Annotated in this window: 20 protein-coding genes and 1 riboswitch; of the genes, 4 read left to right on the forward strand and 16 right to left on the reverse strand. The window is 72.4% G+C overall.

Features of this window, described 5'->3' with window-relative positions:
* Positions 1–3: 3 nt before the first annotated feature.
* The 8 genes from hisG to ACFYXS_RS36250 all read right to left on the reverse strand — a co-directional run bounded on the left by hisG (position 4) and on the right by ACFYXS_RS36250 (position 7,317).
* Positions 4–858, reverse strand: coding sequence for an ATP phosphoribosyltransferase (hisG, locus tag ACFYXS_RS36215; RefSeq protein WP_389256043.1), 855 nt, complete (start codon positions 856–858; stop codon positions 4–6).
* A 114-nt stretch (positions 859–972) separates the two neighbouring features.
* Positions 973–1,245, reverse strand: a complete 273-nt coding sequence (locus ACFYXS_RS36220) for a phosphoribosyl-ATP diphosphatase (RefSeq protein WP_319664288.1) — start codon at positions 1,243–1,245, stop codon at positions 973–975.
* Positions 1,246–1,278: 33 nt separating this feature from the next.
* Positions 1,279–1,764 (reverse strand): 6,7-dimethyl-8-ribityllumazine synthase, encoded by a 486-nt coding sequence (gene ribH / locus ACFYXS_RS36225; protein ID WP_389256044.1) that lies wholly within the window; start codon positions 1,762–1,764, stop codon positions 1,279–1,281.
* Positions 1,765–1,849: 85 nt separating this feature from the next.
* The gene (locus ACFYXS_RS36230; RefSeq protein WP_389256045.1) at positions 1,850–3,139 is read right to left on the reverse strand and encodes a bifunctional 3,4-dihydroxy-2-butanone-4-phosphate synthase/GTP cyclohydrolase II; all 1,290 of its coding nucleotides are present in this window, start codon (positions 3,137–3,139) and stop codon (positions 1,850–1,852) included.
* The gene (locus ACFYXS_RS36235) at positions 3,136–3,792 is read right to left on the reverse strand and encodes a nicotinamide riboside transporter PnuC (RefSeq protein ID WP_389256046.1); all 657 of its coding nucleotides are present in this window, start codon (positions 3,790–3,792) and stop codon (positions 3,136–3,138) included. The genes ACFYXS_RS36230 and ACFYXS_RS36235 overlap by 4 nt, the downstream gene beginning before the upstream one ends.
* Positions 3,789–4,406, reverse strand: a complete 618-nt coding sequence (locus ACFYXS_RS36240; protein ID WP_389256047.1) for a riboflavin synthase — start codon at positions 4,404–4,406, stop codon at positions 3,789–3,791. Before ACFYXS_RS36240 ends, ACFYXS_RS36235 begins: the two co-directional genes overlap by 4 nt.
* Positions 4,407–5,471 (reverse strand): bifunctional diaminohydroxyphosphoribosylaminopyrimidine deaminase/5-amino-6-(5-phosphoribosylamino)uracil reductase RibD, encoded by a 1,065-nt coding sequence (gene ribD, locus ACFYXS_RS36245; RefSeq protein ID WP_389256138.1) that lies wholly within the window; start codon positions 5,469–5,471, stop codon positions 4,407–4,409.
* Between the two features lie 198 nt (positions 5,472–5,669).
* Positions 5,670–5,800: riboswitch (FMN riboswitch) on the reverse strand.
* A gap of 308 nt (positions 5,801–6,108) precedes the next feature.
* The gene (locus tag ACFYXS_RS36250) at positions 6,109–7,317 is read right to left on the reverse strand and encodes an ROK family protein (protein ID WP_389256048.1); all 1,209 of its coding nucleotides are present in this window, start codon (positions 7,315–7,317) and stop codon (positions 6,109–6,111) included.
* A gap of 127 nt (positions 7,318–7,444) precedes the next feature.
* Between ACFYXS_RS36250 and ACFYXS_RS36255 the strand changes: the two genes are divergently transcribed.
* From ACFYXS_RS36255 to ACFYXS_RS36265, 3 genes are all read left to right on the forward strand, one after another.
* The gene (locus ACFYXS_RS36255; protein WP_389256049.1) at positions 7,445–8,662 is read left to right on the forward strand and encodes an MFS transporter; all 1,218 of its coding nucleotides are present in this window, start codon (positions 7,445–7,447) and stop codon (positions 8,660–8,662) included.
* A 10-nt stretch (positions 8,663–8,672) separates the two neighbouring features.
* Positions 8,673–9,209, forward strand: a complete 537-nt coding sequence (locus tag ACFYXS_RS36260; RefSeq protein WP_389256050.1) for a GNAT family N-acetyltransferase — start codon at positions 8,673–8,675, stop codon at positions 9,207–9,209.
* 510 nt (positions 9,210–9,719) lie between these two features.
* A complete protein-coding gene (locus tag ACFYXS_RS36265) occupies positions 9,720–10,409 on the forward strand; it encodes a DUF5995 family protein (protein ID WP_389256051.1) in 690 nt (229 codons plus the stop codon).
* Between the two features lie 10 nt (positions 10,410–10,419).
* On the opposite strand, the gene ACFYXS_RS36270 is transcribed toward ACFYXS_RS36265, so the two are convergent.
* The 5 genes from ACFYXS_RS36270 to ACFYXS_RS36290 form a co-directional block, all read right to left on the reverse strand.
* On the reverse strand, positions 10,420–12,126 hold the full coding sequence (locus ACFYXS_RS36270) for a flavin monoamine oxidase family protein (protein WP_389256052.1): 1,707 nt from the start codon (positions 12,124–12,126) through the stop codon (positions 10,420–10,422).
* A gap of 63 nt (positions 12,127–12,189) precedes the next feature.
* Entirely contained in the window at positions 12,190–12,990 is an 801-nt protein-coding gene (locus tag ACFYXS_RS36275) for a carbon-nitrogen hydrolase family protein (protein WP_389256053.1), read from the reverse strand.
* 157 nt (positions 12,991–13,147) lie between these two features.
* Complete coding sequence (locus ACFYXS_RS36280) at positions 13,148–13,603, reverse strand: Lrp/AsnC family transcriptional regulator (RefSeq protein WP_389256054.1); 456 nt, start codon at positions 13,601–13,603, stop codon at positions 13,148–13,150.
* A gap of 208 nt (positions 13,604–13,811) precedes the next feature.
* On the reverse strand, positions 13,812–15,260 hold the full coding sequence (locus ACFYXS_RS36285) for a GuaB1 family IMP dehydrogenase-related protein (protein ID WP_389256139.1): 1,449 nt from the start codon (positions 15,258–15,260) through the stop codon (positions 13,812–13,814).
* A 216-nt stretch (positions 15,261–15,476) separates the two neighbouring features.
* Positions 15,477–15,884: a GMC oxidoreductase gene (locus ACFYXS_RS36290; protein ID WP_389256055.1), complete on the reverse strand. Its 408-nt coding sequence runs from the start codon at positions 15,882–15,884 to the stop codon at positions 15,477–15,479.
* A 58-nt stretch (positions 15,885–15,942) separates the two neighbouring features.
* Here ACFYXS_RS36290 and ACFYXS_RS36295 point away from each other — a divergent pair, with 58 nt between their 5' ends.
* The gene (locus tag ACFYXS_RS36295) at positions 15,943–16,683 is read left to right on the forward strand and encodes a TetR/AcrR family transcriptional regulator (protein WP_389256056.1); all 741 of its coding nucleotides are present in this window, start codon (positions 15,943–15,945) and stop codon (positions 16,681–16,683) included.
* 12 nt (positions 16,684–16,695) lie between these two features.
* Here the strand turns inward: ACFYXS_RS36295 and ACFYXS_RS36300 are convergent, their stop codons facing one another.
* The 3 genes from ACFYXS_RS36300 to ACFYXS_RS36310 form a co-directional block, all read right to left on the reverse strand.
* Complete coding sequence (locus ACFYXS_RS36300) at positions 16,696–17,730, reverse strand: sugar-binding transcriptional regulator (protein ID WP_389256057.1); 1,035 nt, start codon at positions 17,728–17,730, stop codon at positions 16,696–16,698.
* 66 nt (positions 17,731–17,796) lie between these two features.
* Positions 17,797–18,462: a ribulose-phosphate 3-epimerase gene (gene rpe / locus ACFYXS_RS36305; RefSeq protein WP_389256058.1), complete on the reverse strand. Its 666-nt coding sequence runs from the start codon at positions 18,460–18,462 to the stop codon at positions 17,797–17,799.
* A gap of 260 nt (positions 18,463–18,722) precedes the next feature.
* Positions 18,723–18,797: a 50S ribosomal protein bL37 gene (locus ACFYXS_RS36310; protein WP_372460710.1), complete on the reverse strand. Its 75-nt coding sequence runs from the start codon at positions 18,795–18,797 to the stop codon at positions 18,723–18,725.
* Positions 18,798–18,809: the final 12 nt, after the last annotated feature.

Raw genomic sequence — 18,809 nt, forward strand, 5'->3', positions numbered from 1 at the left:
GGGTCACAGGCGGCAGGCGTGGATGCCGGTGGTGAGGATCGCCCGGGCACCCAGGTCGTAGAGCTCGTCCATGATCCGCTGGGCGTCCTTGCTGGGGACCATGGCGCGCACGGCGACCCAGCCCTCGTGGTGCAGCGGGGAGACGGTGGGCGACTCCAGGCCGGGCGTCAGGGCGATGGCCCGCTCGACGTGCTCGACCCGGATGTCGTAGTCCATCATCACGTAGCGACGGGCCACCAGGACGCCCTGGAGGCGGCGCAGGAACTGGCGCACCTTCGGTTCGGCGGTCTCGTCGGTCTCCCCGGTGCGGCGGATGACGACGGCCTCGGAGTCGAGGATCGGCTCGCCGATGACCTCCAGGCCCGCGTTCCGCAGCGAGGTGCCGGTCTCCACGACGTCGGCGATGACCTGCGCGACACCGAGCTGGATGGCGGTCTCGACGGCGCCGTCCAGCCGGACGACGGAGGCGTCGACCGAGTGGTCGGCCAGGTGCCGCTGGACGACCGTCGGGTAGGAGGTGGCGATCGTCAGGCCCCCGAACTCCTTCACGTCCGTCACCGTGCCCGGCACGGTGGCGTAGCGGAAGGTGGAACGGGCGAAGCCGAGCTGCAGGATCTCCTCGGCGTTGGCGGCGGAGTCCAGCAGCAGGTCGCGGCCGGTGATGCCGATGTCGAGGCGGCCGGAGCCGACGTAGACGGCGATGTCGCGCGGGCGCAGGTAGAAGAACTCGACGTCGTTCTCGCCGTCGACGAGGACGAGTTCCTTGGTGTCCTTGCGCTGGCGGTAGCCGGCTTCATGCAGCATCGCCGACGCAGGTCCGGACAGTGAACCCTTGTTGGGAACGGCGATGCGAAGCATGGGAGCGATCCTTTGCGGCTCGGTCGTACGGCGGGAGGGGATGCCGGAGGTTTCGGAATCTCGGGATGTCGGGATGTCAGGAACAGCAACGGGGCGTGCGCAGGGTGGCGCTGCTCACAGATGAGCGTATACGTCGTCGAGGCCGATGCCCCGCGCGACCATCATCACCTGCAGGTGGTACAGCAGCTGGGAGATCTCCTCCGCGGTGCGGTCGGCGCCCTCGTACTCGGCGGCCATCCACACCTCGGCGGCTTCCTCGACCACCTTCTTGCCGATCGCATGCACGCCCTTGCCGACCAGTTCGGCGGTGCGGGACGTGCTGGGGTCGCCAGTGGCGGCCTTCTGCTGGAGCTCGGTGAAGAGCTCCTCGAATGTCTTCTTGGCCATGGTGGTCCCACCCTACGCGGAAGAGCCCCTACCTCACCGCCACGGCTCGGACACCGAACGCAGGATGGTCGCGGTCGCGACCGCGGCGGTGACCGCCTCGTGCCCCTTGTCCTCGTTGGAGCCGGGCAGACCCGCCCGGTCCAGCGCCTGCTCCTCGGTGTCGCACGTCAGTACGCCGAAGCCGATCGGCACGCCGGTGTCGACCGAGACCTGCGTCAGGCCCTGGGTGACGCCCTGGCACACGTACTCGAAGTGCGGAGTGCCGCCGCGGATCACGACGCCGAGCGCGACGATCGCGTCGTAGCCGCGGTCGGCCATCGCCTTGGCGGCGACCGGCAGTTCGAAACTGCCGGGCACCCGCAGCAGGGTGGGCTCGTCGATGCCCAGGTCGCTCAGCGCGCGCACGGCGCCGTCGACCAGCCCGTCCATCACCTGCTCGTGCCACTGGGCCGCGATCACGGCCACTCGCAGGTCGCCGCAGTTCTTCACGGACAGTTCGGGGGCGCCCTTACCGCTCACGTGCTTCTTCTCCTTGTTGGTCGGTGGTTCGGTGGTTCGGTGGTTCGGTGGTGCAGTGCCGGGTGTCGCTCTACCGCGACCCGGACTACTGGTTGTGGTAGGCGGTGCTCGGGGCCGGGTCGAGCCAGGGAAGGTCGTGGCCCATCCGGTCCCGCTTGGTGCGCAGGTAGCGCAGGTTGTGCTCGCCGGCCGCGATCGGCATGGCCACCCGTTCGGTGACCTTGAGGCCGTGGCGGGTCAGCGCGTCGGTCTTGTCGGGGTTGTTGGTCATCAGGCGCACGGAGACCACGCCGAGGTCGGCGAGCATCTCGGCGGCGGCGCCGTAGTCGCGGGCGTCGGCGGGCAGGCCGAGCTCCAGGTTGGCGTCGAGGGTGTCGCGGCCGCGCTCCTGGAGTTCGTACGCGCGCAGCTTGGACAGCAGTCCGATGCCGCGGCCCTCGTGCCCGCGGAGGTAGACCACGACGCCACGGCCCTCGGACGCCACTCGTTCGAGTGAGGCCTGGAGCTGCGGGCCGCAGTCGCACCGCTGGGAGCTGAACACGTCGCCGGTCAGGCACTCGGAGTGGACGCGGGCCAGCACGTCCTCCCCGTCGCCGATCTCGCCCGCCACGAGGGCGATGTGCTCGATGCCGTCGGCGGTGTCGCGGTAGCCGTAGGCCCGGAAGTCACCGTGGGCGGTGGGCAGGCGGGTCTCCGCCTCGCGGCGGACGGTGGGCTCGGCGGAGCGTCGGTGGTCGATGAGATCCTCGATCGAGATGATGGCAAGACCGTGCTTGCGGGCGAACGTCATCAGGTCGGGAAGACGGGCCATGGTGCCGTCCTCGTTGGCGATCTCCACGATCGCCGCGGCGGGGCGCAGACCGGCCAGCCGGGCCAGGTCGACACCGGCCTCGGTGTGGCCGTTGCGGGTGAGCACACCACCGGCCCGGGCGCGCAGCGGGAAGACATGGCCGGGCCGGACGAAGTCCCCGGGCCCGGTGCCCCCGGTGGCGAGCAGCCGGATGGTGGTCGCCCGGTCGGCCGCCGAGATGCCGGTGGTGACGCCGTGGGCGGGGCTCGCGTCGACCGAGACGGTGAAGGCCGTCTTCATGGACTCGGTGTTGGACGCCACCATCTGCGGCAGGTCCAGCCGGTCCAGGTCGGACTCCTCCATCGGCACGCAGATCAGTCCGCGGCACTCGGACATCATGAAGGCGACGATCTCGGGCGTGGCCTTCTCGGCCGCGATGACGAGGTCGCCCTCGTTCTCGCGGTCCTCGTCGTCGACGACGACGACCGGGCGGCCGGCCGCGATGTCGGCGATGGCGCGCTCGACGGTGTCGAGGACGATCGGCTCGTCCTTCACCTCGTACAGGCCGTGCAGTGCGGTGCTCATGCTGCTGCCGCTCCTTCCAGGGCGGGCGCCTTGGGGCGCGGGACGCGGGTCTGCTGCCACCAGGCGTGCATGCCGGCGATCACCAGGACGAAGTAGAGGACGTAGACGAAGGCGGAGAACTTCAGGCCGCTGTTCCAGGCCAGCGGGACGCCGACGACGTCGACCGCGAGCCAGGCGAACCAGAACTCCACCCAGCCGCGGGCCATGGCGACCATCGCGGCGACGGTGCCGACGAAGATGTAGGCGTCGGGCCAGGGGTTCCAGGACAGCGAGGGGTAGAGGCTGAACAGCCCCACGACCGCGAACAGTCCGACGACGGTTCCGCCGACGAGCAGACCGCGCTCCCGCCACGTGGCGAAGCGGATCGCGATCCCGCCGGACGTCCTGGCGCCGCGCCGCCACTGGGCCCAGCCCCACACGGCGACACCGATCACCAGGAGCTGCTTGCCGACGCCACCGGTGAGGTGCGCGGACCAGTTGGCCGCCACCAGGACGACGCCGGACAGCAGTTGCACGGGCCAGGCCCACACCGAGCGGCGCCAGCCGAACGCGAGTCCGGCCAGGCCCAGGCCGTTGCCCACCACGTCGGTCCACAGGAACTGCTGGCCGAACGCGGAGAACGCGGACCCGTTCAGGGTGTCCAGGGCGCTCATTGCGCCGCCGCCCTCGGTGCCGTGACCCGGTCCCCGTAGAGCCGCTCGACGTACTTGGCGATGACGTCGACCTCGAGGTTCACCGGGTCGCCGGACTGCTTGAAGCCCAACGTGGTGAGGCCGAGGGTGGTGGGGATGAGGCTGACCGTGAAGGAGTCGGCGCCGGCCTCGACGACGGTCAGGCTGATGCCGTCGACCGTGATGGAGCCCTTCTCGACCACGTAGCGGGACAGCTCCGCGGGCAGCGAGATCCGGACGATCTCCCAGTGCTCGGCGGGGGTGCGCTCCACGATCGCGCCGGTGCCGTCCACGTGGCCCTGGACGAGGTGACCGCCGAGGCGGCCGCCGAGGGCCATGGGGCGCTCCAGGTTGACCTTGCTGCCTCCGCGCAGTGCGCCGAGGCTGGACCGCTTGAGGGTCTCGGCCATCACGTCGGCGGTGAACTCGCCCTCGCCGGTCTCGACGACGGTGAGGCACACGCCGTTGACCGCGATGGAGTCGCCGTGCTTGGCGCCTTCGGTGACGAGCGGGCCTCGCAGACGGAAACGGGAGGCGTCGCCCAGGTCCTCGATGGCGACGACGTCGCCCAGCTCTTCGACGATTCCGGTGAACACTCAGTTCTCCTCAATTCGGCTCGGGTATGCGGTAATACGCAGGTCGGGGCCGATGTGTTCGGTCTCGGCGACGTCGAGCCGCAACGCCTGCGAGATGGTCGTGATTCCCGCGTCGCCGAGAGCGGCCGCTCCGGCGCCGAGCAGGACGGGGGCGAGGTAGCCGACGACCTTGTCGATCGCCCCCGCGGCGAGGAAGGCGCCGGCCATCGTGGGGCCGCCCTCGAGGAGTACGGAACGCACGCCGCGGCCGTAGAGCTCGCCGAGCAGCGCGTGCACGGCGATGCCGTTGCCGGTGCGCGGGAGCCGCGCGATGTCGACGCCGGGCAGGTGGTCGGTGTCGGCGTCCTCGGCGACGGCGACGAGGGTGGGCGCGACGTCGTCCAGGACGCGGGCGCCGGGCCGGATCTTGGCGTTGGTGTCGACCACGACGCGCAGCGGCTGCGTGAAGGAGCCCGCGACGCCGCGTACGGCCAGATGGGGGTCGTCGGCGCGCAGGGTGCCGGAACCGACGACGACGGCGTCGGACTCGGCGCGCAGCCGGTGGACGTCGGCACGGGAGGCCGCGGAGCTGATCCAGCGGCTGGTGCCGTCGGCGGCGGCGATGCGGCCGTCGAGGGTACTGGCGTACTTCCACACCACGAAGGGGCGCCGTTCACGGGCGGCGGTGAGCCAGACCTCGTTGCCCCGGGCGGCCTCGGCGGCCAGCAGGCCGCACTCCACGTCGATCCCGGCGGCGGTCAGGGTGACGCCTCCCCCGGTGGCCGCGGGGGTGGGGTCGCCGACGGCGTAGACGACGCGGGAGACCCCGGCGGCGATGAGCGCCTGGGCGCAGGGGCCGGTACGACCGGTGTGGTTGCACGGTTCCAGGGTGACGACGGCGGTGCCTCCGCGGGCGGCCTCCCCGGCCGCGCGGAGCGCGTGGACCTCCGCGTGCGGGCCTCCGGCCCGCTGGTGCCAGCCCTCTCCCACCACCTGTCCGCGGGCGTCGAGGATCACGGCGCCGACGACGGGGTTGGGGCTGGTGGAGCCCAGACCGCGGGCGGCGAGCTCCACGGCCCGGCGCATCGCGTCGACTTCACCTGGTGTGGCCACCGGGTCCTCCTGCCTCATCGGGCACGGACTCCGGGGCTGCGCGGGAATCAGAGCGGACGTACGGATCCGGGAAACGCCGGAGTCGGAGGGGTGGCCGCGCCAGTCCGTATCGTCGTATCCGGGGATACGCACTCGCGCTGCCGCCGACGGCGGCGTACCGGTTCCTGCCCGCCGCGCACTGCCTCCCATCCGGACTTTAACCGTCGGTCCAGGAATCTCACCTGGTCAACCGGCCGCTGGATGCGGACGGGTCGCGGACTGTAACCGCCGGTTCGGAGTTTCACCGACCCCGGAGTGCGCTGAACGTCACTGGTACTGCACTCAGTCTGCCACGAACGATCGATGCGCATGCAATCGCTTCCTGTGGGGTCCCTCACAGGCGTGCGGGCCACACCCATTGACGCCACTGGTCTAGTCCTCTTAGTCTGCCGCCAACGCCCCTGCCCGGCAGGCCCTTTCGGAGGTCCGACGTGCCCCCACGCACCCGCGCCGCCACCACCCGGCACCAGGGCGATCCCTTCCCCGCACGCCAACTCCGCCCCACCACTGACACATCCCCCCACAAACGCCCGGCGGCGGAAGAACGCCTCCCCCGCCGTCGGGCCGTACGTCAGACGTCCGGCGTGAACAGCGCGTCCTGCGCGGCGTCCATCGCGGACAGCAGGGCGCCGCGGAGCACGGCACTGCCCGCGACCGTCCCCGCCCGCACCTCCGTCGGCAGCGGGGACATTCGCGCGAGCCGCTCGGCGACCCGGGTGGCCAGCTCCCCGGCGCCGGCCCGGCCGACCTCCCCGCCCAGCACGACGCAGCCCGGGTCGAGCACGGCGCACACCGCCGCCACCCCTATGGCCACCCGGTCCGCCAGCGCGTCGAGAAACAGCTCGCCCCGCTTGCCGCCCGCCCGCGCCCGCGTGACCACCGCCTCCGCCGCCAGGGCGTCGTCCTCGTCCCCGGGGACCGGCAGACCGTGCGCACGGGCCAGCGCGCACACGGCGGCGCTCCCCGCGAGCGAGTGGAACCCGCCCCCGCACCCGCTCGCCGTGGGCAGCTGGAACGTCCCCGGGACCGGCAGGAAGCCGATCTCGCCGGTACCGCCCGAGGCACCGCGGCGCAGCACACCGCCCAGCACCACCGCGGCGCCGACGCCGTGGCCGAGCCACAGCAGCACGAACGTCTCCCGGTCGCGGACCGAGCCGAGGCGCTGCTCGGCCACGGCGGCGAGATTGACCTCGTTCTCCAGCAGCACCGGCACATCGAGCCGCCTGCGCAATTCGGCCACCAGGGCGGAGTGCCAGGCCGGCAGCTGACCGGTGGCGCGCAGCTCGCCGGTGGCCGGGTCGACCAGGCCCGGGGCACCGACCGCGATCGTGTGCAGCGCCGCCGCCCCCGCGCGCCGCGCGGTGCGTTCCAGGAGGGCGACCGAACGGGAGACCGTCCGCTTGGGGTCGCCCAGCGGGTCGACGGGCAGCACGGTGCTGCCGATCGTGACGCCCAGCAGGTCGGCGACCTCGATGGCCACGCTGTGCGTGCGCACGTCGAACGCGGCCAGGTGGGCCCGGTCGGCCACGATGCCGTACAACCGCGCGTTGGGGCCGCGGCGGTCGGCGCCGGACTCCCCCACGACCGTCACCAGGCCCGACTCCTGCAGCCGTTCGACGAGGTCGGCGACGCTCGGGCGGGACAGGCCCGTCAGCTCCTTCAGCTGGGACGCGGTCAACGGGCCCTGCGCCTGCAGCAGTTCGAGCGCCAGCCGGTCGTTGATCGCACGGGCCGTACGGGGGGACGCGGTACGGCCTGCGGGCGGGCGGAGGGCACTCATGACGGGGATCCTTCCAGAAGCCCCGGCCCGGTGGCCGGGAGCGGCTGCATTCCGGCTATCTTTCAGGAAGCCTGCCTGTTAATTTACAGGGACGAACCTTGGGGCGGGACACTGGGAGGGATCACCCATGGCGACGACCACGACGAGGAAGACCGAGCCGCGGCTGCGACGTGCCCACCTGGCCGTCGCCGCCGTTTTCGCCGTGCACGGAGCGGTCACCGGCAGCTTCGCCACCCGGATCCCCTGGATCCAGGAGCACGCGGACCTCAGCGCCGGCCAACTCGGCTTCGCCCTCGTCTTCGCCGCCCTCGGCGCGTCCGCGGCCATGCCGCTCGCGGCCCGCATCGCACACGTCCTCGGCATGCGCGCCGCGCTGCGCGTCCTGGTCACCCTGTGGTGCGCCTCGCTGGCCCTGCCGGCGCTCTCGCCCGGGCTGCCCTGGCTGTGCGGGGCGATGTTCGTCTACGGGGCCTCGGCGGGCATGGCGGACGTCGTCATGAACGCCCAGGGGGTCGAGGTCGAGGAACGCCTCGGCCGGTCGATCATGTCCGGCCTGCACGGCATGTGGAGCGCCGGCGCGCTGCTCGGCTCCCTCGTCGGCGTCGCCGCGGCCCACGCGGAACTCGACGCACGCGTCCACCTCGCGATCACCGCCGCCGTACTGGTCGTGATCGGGCTGGTCGTCTGCGGCGGCGTCCTGGACCTGCGGCCCGCCCAGCACGACGAGGCCCCCGCCCGCTTCGCGCTGCCTCCGCGCTCCGCCCTGGTCATCGGCGCGATCGGCTTCTGCGCGGTCTTCGCCGAGGGCGCCAGCATGGACTGGAGCGCGGTCTACCTGCGCGACATCACCGACGCCTCGCCGGGCGTCGCCGCCGCCTCCTACACCGCCTTTGCCTGCACCATGGCCGTCTCCCGGCTCCTGGGCGACCTCGTCGTGCGGCGCTTCGGGCCGGTCCGCACGGTCCGTGTCGGCGGCGTCCTCGCCACCGCGGGCGGTGTCCTGGTGGCCACCGCCGCCAACCAGGTCGCGGCCATCGCCGGCTTCGCCCTCCTCGGCGTCGGCATCGCCGTCGTCGTGCCGCTGTGCTTCGCCGCGGCCGGGCGCAGCGGGCCCAACCCGAGCCAGGCCATCGCGGGCGTCGCCACCGTCACGTACACCTCCGGGCTCGTCGCCCCCGCCGCCATCGGCTCCATCGCGCAGGCCAGCTCCCTCCAGGCCTCCTTCGGCCTGGTCACCCTGCTGGCCGTCGGGCTCACCCTCGGAGCGGGCGTCCTGCGGGCCGCCGGCACGTCGGTGGCCGAACACACCGACAATCCCGTCGCGACGACCGCACCGCGCGTCTAGCCTGCCCCGCATGCGGATCTTCCTGGAGACGGAGCGGCTGCGCCTGCGGCACTTCACCGACAGCGACGCGGACGCCGACCACCTCATCGGCCTCGACAGCGACCCCGAGGTCATGCGCTACCTCGGGCGCCCCACGCCCGCCGACGTCATCCGGCACGACGTCCTCCCGCGCTTCGCGCGCTCCCAGGTCTGGGCCGCCGAGGAGCGTCCCACCGGGCACTTCGTCGGCTGGTTCGCCCTCACCCCGCGCGACGGCGGCCCAGCGGACGACCTCGAACTCGGCTACCGGCTGCGGCGCACCGCGTGGGGTCGCGGCTACGCCACGGAGGGCGCTCGCGCGCTGGTCGCCAAGGCCTTCACGGACCTGGGGGCGCGGCGCGTGTACGCGGAGACCATGTTCGTCAACGCGCGGTCGCGGCGCGTCATGGAGAACGCGGGGCTCTCCTTCGTGCGGGTCTTTCACGAGCAGTGGGAGGACCCCCTGCCGGGTGCCGAGCACGGCGAGGTCGAGTACGCCCTCCTCCGGTCGGACTGGTCTGCCCCGTAGGTTCTTCTCCCCCACCCACCCTCCCTCCCCCAGCCTCCGGCCGGGGGTGCCCCCACCTCCCCCGCCCCCTCCGTAGTTCCAAGCGCCTGATCCCCGGAGGGGTGTTGTTGACGGTGACGGCTGGGCACCTGGACAGCGCCGCGCCAACGGATGGCCCGAGCACGGTGCCGCCTCTACCCCCCACCGGGGATCAGGCGCACGACGAAACCGAGGGGGCGGGGTCGCAGGGTGGGCGTTCTGGACTGTGGAGCATATTTGGGTGCACGACCCGGAGTGACCAGTGGAGAGCACCGGAGGCACCTAAATGTGCTGTCCAGAATGGCCAGCCCGGAGGCCCCGAACCCGGCACCCCACGAAACGCGCGCCGGGGCACCTGACCTCGCCGGGCTGGGGGCACCCCCGGCCGAAGGTTGGGGGAGGGAGGGTGGGCGGGGAAAAAACGCACCCGTTCCGGGGACCGCATCCGCGCCGCGCCGCGCCCCCGCCCCACCCCCCTGCAACGCTGACCGCATGACGACGGCACAGCGGGCCGTGCCCGCAGGCGTGGAGCAGGTGGTGGCGCGGATGCGGGCGCTGGGCGCGGCGCTGCCGCCCCGCGACGGCGTGGCGGTGTTCAACCGCGTCTATCTGTCGGTCACCGAGGAACTGGCCCGGCGGCTGGCCGCCGGCGCGTTCGGCGATCCCCCGGCCGCCGCCGAGCTGGGCGCCCGCTTCGCCGGCCGCTATCTGACCGCGGTCGAGGGCGGCCAGGACGGCCGCACCGTGCCGGCCTGCTGGCGGCCGTTGCTGCTGCTGCGCGGGCATCCGGGCGTGCGCCCGGTGCAGTTCGCGCTCGCGGGCATCAACGCCCATGTGGGGCACGATCTCGCGCTGTCGGTGGTGGACACCTGCGCGGCGCTGGAGCGCGAGCCCGCCTCGCTGGAGGCGGACTTCGACCGGGTCGGGGATCTGCTGACGGCGGTCGAGGAGCGGGTCCGCGAGGAACTGATGCCGGGCCCGGACCTCCTGGACCTCGCCGATCCGCTGACGCATCTGGCCGGTTCGTGGAGCCTGGACCGCGCGCGGGACGCGGCGTGGGCCGCGTCCCGCGTGCTGTGGTCGCTGCGCGGACTGCCTGAGGTGCACGAGGAGTTCACCGAGAAGCTCGACGCGGGCGTCGGGCTCGTCGGGCGCTTCCTGCTGACCCCGCTCGTCCGCTGAGGGCAGCCCCTCAGTCCTCGTCGAGCATCACCGGCGCGATCTCGTCGTAGCGGTCGCCGGGGCCCGGGTTGGTCTCGTCGGTGGCGCCGCCGAACTGGTGCATGACGCCCCACACGGCGTTGAGCGCGGTCTGCACGGCGCCCTCGGCCCAGCCCGCCGTCCAGGAGATGTCGTCGCCGGCGAGGAAGATGCCGCGCTTGTCCTCGGGCAGCGTGTCCTGCATGAAGTGGGTGAACAGGCGCCGCTGGTAGCGGTAGTGGCCGGGCAGGTTGGCCTTGAACGCACCCATGAAGTAGGGCTCGTTCTCCCAGGAGACGGTCACCGGGTTGCCGATGATGTGCCGGCGGATGTCGACCTTCGGGTAGATCTCGCGGAGCGACTTGAGCATGACCTCCATGCGTTCGGACGCGCTCAGCGGCAGCCACTTGAGGCTGTCGTCGCACCAGGTGTACGACAGGCAGATCACGGCCGGCTGGTCCGGGCCGTTGTCCAGCAGGTAGGTGCCGCGGGTCATGCGGTCGGTGAGCGTCATGCTCATCACGTCGCGCCCGGTTTCCTCGTCCTTGTCGAGCCAGAACGGCCGGTCCACGGGGACGAACAGCTTGCTGGACTCCATGTAGTGCGTGCGCTCGATCGCCGTCCAGTGGTCGATCGGGAAGAGCGAGTCGTCGCAGTCGATCTTGCTGAGCAGCATCCAGCTCTGCGCGGTGAAGATCGCCGCCTGGTAGGTGCGGATGGCGCCGCCGGCGTCGGTGACCGTGATCCGGTTGCCGGCGGTGCGGTGCAGGCGGGTCACGGCCGGACGCGGGGCGCCGTCGTGCAGCGACTTCAGCGAGGTGCCGTAGGGCCAGTGCACGATCTTCTCGGGCTCGCGCTCCCACAGCCGCACCGGGAGCTGCTGGCTGCCGCCGACGATGCCGCGGTGGTGGTCGTCGGCCTCGGTGTAGACGACGCGCAGGATCTCCAGGATGGAGTTGGGGAAGTCGGTGTCCCAGCCGCCGGTGCCGAAGCCGACCTGCCCGAAGATCTCGCGGTGGCGGAAGGAGGTGAAGGCCTCGGAGTCGCACAGGAAGCCGTAGAAGGTCTGGTTGTCGAGCTTCTCGACCAGCTTCGACCAGATCTCGCGGATGCGCGGGACGTCGCGCTCGCGCATGGCGCGGTTCATGTCGCCGAAGTCCGCGCCCTCCTCCAGGCAGGTGTTCCAGGCGTGCGCGACGTCGCGGTAGACCTGCGGCAGGTCGTCGACGGTCTCGGCGTAGTGCGACTCGCCCTTGAGGTCGACGACGGTCGACGGGGTCTCGGGGGCGAGCGGGTTGGGGAAGGGCGTGGTCTCCAGGCCCACCAGGTCGATGTAGTGCTGCAGCGCCGTGGACGACGGCGGGAAGCGCATCGCGCCCATCTCCGCGGTCAGGCTCTCGTCGCAGCCCTCGAAGCCGACGGTGCGCAGCCGGCCGCCGATCCGGTCGGCCTCGTAGACGACGGGCTTGAGGCCCATCTTCATCAGTTCGTACGCGGCGACGATGCCGGACAGGCCGCCGCCGATGACCGCGACCTCGGTGCCGTGGGCGGTCGCCGGTATGGAGCCGAGACCCGCCGGGTCGGCCAGGAAGTCGTCGTACGCGAAGGGGAAGTCGGGGCCGAACATGGTGATGGGCGGGGCGGACGGCACCTCGGGGTGCTGCTCGTCGTGGACCGCGGTGGGCACCGTGGACGTCATGGGGTGACTCTCCTGGCAGTGGAACGGGGGCGGGGCGGGGGCGAAAGGGGTGTGGGGTGGGGTTCAGCCCAGCGAGCGGTAGAGCTCGGGGCGGCGGTCGGCGAGGTAGGGCGTCTCCTCGCGGACGGCGCGCAGGACGGCGGGGTCGGCGTCGGCGACGACCAGTTCCTCCCCGGTGCCGGCCCGGGCGCGGACCGCGCCGTCGGGGCCGGCGAGGCAGCTGAGCCCGGCGAAGTCGAACTCGCCCTCGGGCCCGCAGCGGTTGGCGTAGGCCACGTGCAGCTGGCTCTCGTAGGCGCGGGCCGGCACGAGGGTCTGCGGGACGAACTCGTACGGCCGCATGAGGGCGGTCGGCACGGCGAGCAGTTCGGTGCCGGCCAGGGCGTGCGCCCGCACGGTCTCCGGGAACTCGACGTCGTAGCAGATCAGGATGCCGATCCGGGTGCCGTCGAGGTCGGCCTGGACGACGGCCTCGTCGCCTGGGGTGAACCAGGTGCGCTCGAAGTCGCCGAAGAGATGGGTCTTGCGGTAGTTGGCGAGGCGTTCGCCGTCCGGGCCGATCAGCTGGGCGGCGTTGAAGACGTCGTCGCCGTCGCGCTCGGGGTATCCGTAGACGATGCCCAGGCCGTGCTCGGCGGCGATGCGCGCGACGCGGCCGGCCGTGGGCCCGTCGGCCGTCTCGGCGAGGGACGGGACCGCGTCACCGAGGGCGTAGCCGGTCGCGAACATCTCGGAGGTGACGAGCAGCCGCGCCCCCGCCGCGGCGGCCCGGCGCGCGGCCGCGGCGAGCGCGGCCACGCTGTCGTCGACGGACGAGGGGACGCCGCTCGGGCCTTGGTACAGCGCGGTGCGCAGCGGCGCCATGGAGCCTCTTTCGCCTGGTGGGATGCCGGTTCGGGGTCTGTCTCGACCGTACGATTCCGCCCACCGCGGCGACAAGACGCGTCCATTGCGCACCGACCGTCGATTCGTTGCGTGCTTGGGCGCCCTCGCGGCGATTCGTTGCGTACGGGTGTGCGAGCTACGCCGGCGAGCCCGAGGTGTAGCGCCGCAGGAGCGGTGAGAGGACCAGGACCGACTTGGTGCGCTCCACGAAGGGCTCGCCCGCGATCCGCTCCAGGACGCGTTCGAAGTGCCGCACGTCGGAGGCGTAGATCTGGACGACGGCGTCCGCCTCGCCGGTGACGGTCGAGGCGGAGGCCACCTCCGGGTACCGCGACAGGCCGCGGCGGATGTCCTCCGGCGAGGTGTTGTGGCGGCAGTAGAGCTCGACGAAGGCCTCGGTCTCCCAGCCCAGCGCCGAGGGCTCGACCCGGACGGTGAACCCCGTGATGGCGCCCGCCGCCAGCAGGCGGTCGACCCGGCGCTTGACGGCCGGGGCGGAGAGGCCGACCACCGTGCCGATGTCGGCGTACGAGCGGCGGGCGTCCTCGGCGAGGGCGTGGACGATGCGTTCGTCGAGATCGTTCAGGCGCACGGGGGGTGGATCACTTCTCTTCGCGGGCGGGCTGGGAACGGCGCATGCCGCACCGCAACAGACTACGAGCCCGATCGCCGTCCACCCCGCGAAGACCTACCAGGTGATCGTCCCGAATCGGGCGGGACCTGTCCGCACGACCACGGCTTCACCGGCCCCCCGCTCCCCGCACGCCGGGGCGAACGGGGAGCCGGGGGCACGGAGTCGGTCACTGCCAGCTGGCGTGCAGGGGCTTGCCCTCGGCGTAGCCGGCCGCGCTCTGGATGCCGACGACGGCCTTCTCGGCGAACTCCGCGAGGCTGGCGGCGCCCGCGTAGGTGCAGGAGCTGCGGACGCCCGCGATGATCGAGTCGATCAGGTCCTCGACACCGGGACGGGCCGGGTCGAGGAACATCCGGGAGGTGGAGATGCCCTCCTCGAACAGCGCCTTGCGGGCCCGGTCGTACGCGGAGTCCTCGCTGGTGCGGTTGGCCACGGCGCGGGCCGAGGCCATGCCGAAGCTCTCCTTGTAGACCCGCCCGTCGGCGGTCTGCTGAAGGTCGCCGGGCGACTCGTAGGTGCCCGCGAACCAGGAGCCGACCATGACGTTGGACGCGCCGGCGGCCAGCGCCATCGCCACGTCGCGCGGGTGGCGCACTCCGCCGTCGGCCCAGACGTGCTTGCCGTGCTTCGCGGCCTCGGCGGCGCACTCCATCACCGCGGAGAACTGCGGGCGGCCCACGCCGGTCATCATGCGCGTGGTGCACATCGCGCCGGGCCCCACACCCACCTTGATGATGTCGGCGCCGGCCTCGATCAGGTCGCGCACACCCTCGGCGGAGACCACGTTGCCGGCCACGACCGGCACCTGCGGGTCCAGCGCGCGGACGGCCCTGACGGCCTGGAGCATCGTCTCCTGGTGGCCGTGAGCGGTGTCCACGACGAGAGTGTCGGCGCCCGCGTCGAGCAGCAGCTTGGCCTTGCCCGCCACGTCCCCGTTGATGCCGACGGCCGCGGCGATGCGCAGCCTGCCCCGCGCGTCGGTGGCGGGCGTGTAGAGGGTGGCGCGCAGGGCGCCCTTGCGGGTGATGACGCCGGCGAGCCTGCCGTCCGCGCCGACGGCGGGGGCCAGCTTGCGGTTGGCCTCCTCCAGACGGTTGAAGGCCTCGCGCGGGTCGATGTCCGCGGGCAGCAGCAGAAGGTCCTTGGACATGACCACGGACACCTGGGTGAAGCGGTCCACGCCGGTCAGGTCGTGCTCGGTGACCACGCCGACCGGGCGGCCGTCCTCCACGACGACGGCGGCACCGTGCGCCCGCTTGGGCAGCAGGGCCAGCGCGTCGGCGACGGTGGCGTGCCCTCCCAGGGAGATCGGCGTGTCGAGCACGAGGTGACGTTGCTTGACCCAGCCGATCACCTCGGTGACCACGTCGATCGGGATGTCCTGCGGGATGACGACCAGGCCTCCCCGGCGGGCGACGGTCTCGGCCATACGCCGGCCGGCGATCGCGGTCATGTTGGCGACCACCAGGGGGATGGTGGTGCCGGTGCCGTCGGGGGCTGAGAGGTCGACGCCCTGGCGCGAACCCACCGCGGAACGGCTGGGGACCATGAACACGTCGTCGTACGTCAGATCGTACGGAGGCTTTGCATCATTGAGGAAACGCACGTACTTGATTTTTGCACGGCAGGGGCGGCAACGGCCACGGACGAAAGTCCGGTGCTCAGGAGGTTCCTTTGGAGGTTCCTCCACATGCGTGGGGACGGCGGGCACCGTGGGACCACCGTGCCGACCGCGGCACCGGCGGGGATCCGCCGCTCCCCGCACGGGTTCAGCACGCTCCGTCTGCCTCCTTCGCGGGCGCCCCGGGGTGCTCGGCCCGGCCGCCGGCCGTCAGGCCGCGAGCAGTTCCGCCGCGCGCTCGGCGATGGCGCAGACGGTCGCGTTGGTGTTGGCGGACGGGATGGCCGGGATGACGGAGGCGTCGGCCACCCGCAGCCCGTCGATGCCGTGCACCCGCAGGTCGCCGCCGACGACCGCCCCGGATCCGTCCCCCATCCGGCAGGTGCCGACGGGGTGGGCGTACGAGGCCAGGGTCCGGTGGACGTACGCCCGCAGCGCCGCGTCGTCCTCGACGCCGGGGCCGGCCAGCACCTCCGTCCCGTGCCACGCGGACATGACCGGGGACCGGCCGATCGCGCGGGCGATCCGGTGCCACCGCCCACCACGACAACGTCGTAGGTCCCGGTTGCCGATCACATGACGGATGCCACCTTTCTTTGACATTTCCGCCGATATCATCTGAAAGGTAACACTGTTACGTTATCGACGCTAAAATAGGTTCGATAGCATTGAAACCATGGGAGAGGCGACAGCACAGGCATCGACGCCAGGAACGCGGGAACGGCTCCTGCTGGCCGCCGCGGACCTGCTGTCCCAGGGGGGCCGGGACGCGGTGTCGACCCGCGCCGTGAGCGCGGCGGCCGGGGTCCAGGCGCCCACGCTCTACCGGGTGTTCGGGGACAAGGAGGGCCTGCTCGACGCGGTCGCCGAGTACGGCTTCCAGGGATACCTGGCGGACAAGCAGGCGCTCGCCAGGACCGGCGATCCCGTCGCCGACCTGCGGCGCTCCTGGGATCTGCACGTCGAGTTCGGACTGTCGATGCCGGCGTACTACCGGCTGATCTACGGGGACGCCCGCGCCGCGACGGGCTCCGCCGCCCGCTCCGTGGAGCTGCTGCGCGACCGGATCGCCCGGGTCGCGTCCGCCGGGCGGCTGCGCATGAGTGTGGAACGGGCGACCCGCCTCATGCACGCCAACGGGGTCGGGGTCGTCTTCACACTGCTGGCCGACCCCCCGGAGGAGCGCGACCAGGGTCTGTCGGCACTCGCCCGCGACAGCGTGATGCGGGCGATCACGACGGACGGGGACGAGGGGAGCCCGGCCGCGGGGCCCGCGACCGTGGCCGCCCGGGCCGGCGCGCTGCGCGAGGCGCTGCGCGATCCGGGGAGCTCCGCGCTGACGGCGGGTGAACGCGCCCTGCTGACCGAATGGCTCGACCGCCTGGCCGACGCGCCCGAGGGTATGCCGGGGGCGTGAAGCGCGGCGCGCCTACAGCCCGGCGGGGTCGGCGCGGTCCAGCGCCGGGCGGGGCATGGGCTCGGTCGACTCCAGCAGGTAGTCGGCCGCCGACGTGTCGGTGACGATGCTGGTGACCAGACCGGAGCGGAGGACCGCGTCCACCGCGATCGCCTTGCGCCGGCCGCCGGCGATCGCCAGCACCTCCGGGATGCGGCGCAGCCGGTCCGCCTCGATGGTGATGCAGCGCTCCCCCAGGTCCCGCCCGACGAGGCGGCCCTCGGTGTCGAACAGGTGCGAGGACATCTCGGCGGCCACACCCAGGGACGCGTAGTGCTCGCGCTCGGCGTCGGTGAGCGCGTCGTGCACCGTGGAGATGCCGGCCGCCCACGAGCCGATGGAGACGACCGCGACGGTGACCTTGTCGAAGTAGCTCATGGCGGCCGCGATGCCGCTCTGGGCGCGCAGCGCGGCGGCCGTGGCCGGGTCGGCCAGCACCATGGGGGCGTACATGGGGTGGGCCTCACCCCCGGAGACGGCCGCGGCGGTGCGCACCGCCTCGACCGATCCGCGGTCGGCGGTGCCCGCGTCGTACACGCCGGTCAGCTGGACGACCGTGCAGGGCGGGAGCCGGTCGAGGGCGTTGGCCATGGTGATGATGGAGCGGCCCCAGGCGAGGCCGAGCACGTCGCCCTCGCTGACCAGTTCACCGAGCAGCTGCGCGGCGACCGCGCCCAGGTTCTCCGGGTCGGGGCCGTCCGTCTCGTCGGCGGGGGATTCGACGACGACCGCGTGCCGCAGGCCGTAGCGGGCGCGCAGGGCGTCGGAGCGTTCGGCGTCGAGCTCGGCGGGGACCCTGATCTCGATGCGCACCAGATCGCGTTCGAGGGCCGTCTCCAGGACCCGGGCCACCTTGAAGCGGCTCACACCGAACTCCTCGGCGATCTGGATCTTGGACTTCCCCTCCAAGTAGAAGCGGCGTGCCATCGCCGCGGCCTGGACCATCTCGCCGGGGCCCATGCGCACCCCTGTGCGGCCTGTGGTCACGTTCTCTCCCCAGTTGCCCATCTGATCGGCTCCGCGCTCATCCTCGCACGTACTACCGGGTACCGGAGCACGCCGCCCAAGGAGTGGTCAGTGGGCGCAGGCGGCCGCGGCCTGCTTGCGCAGCGCGCGTACGGCCTCGGCGGGATCCTCCGCGCCGTAGACCGCGGAACCGGCGACGAAGACGTCGGCGCCGGCCTCGGCGCAGCGCTCGATCGTGGACGCGGAGACGCCGCCGTCCACCTGGAGCCACAGCTCCAGGCCGTGCCGCTCGATCAGCTGCCGGGCCCGGCGGATCTTGGGGAGCATGATGTCGAGGAAGGCCTGGCCGCCGAAGCCCGGCTCCACCGTCATGATCAGCAGCATGTCGAGCTCGGGCAGCAGGTCCTCGTAGGGCTCGACCGGGGTGGCCGGCTTGAGCGCCATCGACGCCCGGGCGCCCATGGCGCGGATCTCACGGGCGAGGCGCACGGGGGCGGCGGCGGCCTCGACGTGGAAGGTGACGGAGCCGGCGCCCGCCTCGACGTAGGCCGGCGCCCAGCGGTCCGGGTCCTCGATCATCAGGTGGCAGTCGAGCGGGGTCTCGGTCGCCTTGCGCAGTGACTCGACGACCGGCACACCGAGCGTGAGGTTGGGGACGAAGTGATTGTCCATCACGTCGACATGGAGCCAGTCGGCTCCCTCGACCGCGCGGGCTTCGTCGGCGAGCCGGGCGAAGTCGGCGGAGAGGATGCTGGGGTTGATCTGCACGGCCATGCCCCCAGTATGGCGGTGCGGACCCGCCGGCCGCGCATCCGGGCACGGTGCCTCGGGAAAACCCGGGGCCCGTCCGGCAGCGTGCGCCCTCGCGCCTGCCGCAGCCGTCCTGGAACCAACACGCCTGGCACGAGCGGCAGTTCGAGCCGCGGGTGGGCCGCGCCGGGCCCGGAACGGCAGTGACCGCCCGCGCAGGGATGCGGGCGGTCACGGACGGGACAGGACGTCCCCGGTCGGCCGGGCGGCGATGCGCCCGGGCCTCACGTGTTGGGACGCTTGCCGTGGTTGGCGCCCTTCTTCTTCCGGGCGCGCCTCTTGTTTCCTCGCTTGGACATGGTGCCCAACTC

The sequence above is a fragment of the Streptomyces sp. NPDC002574 genome (assembly GCF_042889545.1).
In the GTDB taxonomy this organism is placed as follows: Bacteria; Actinomycetota; Actinomycetes; order Streptomycetales; family Streptomycetaceae; genus Actinacidiphila.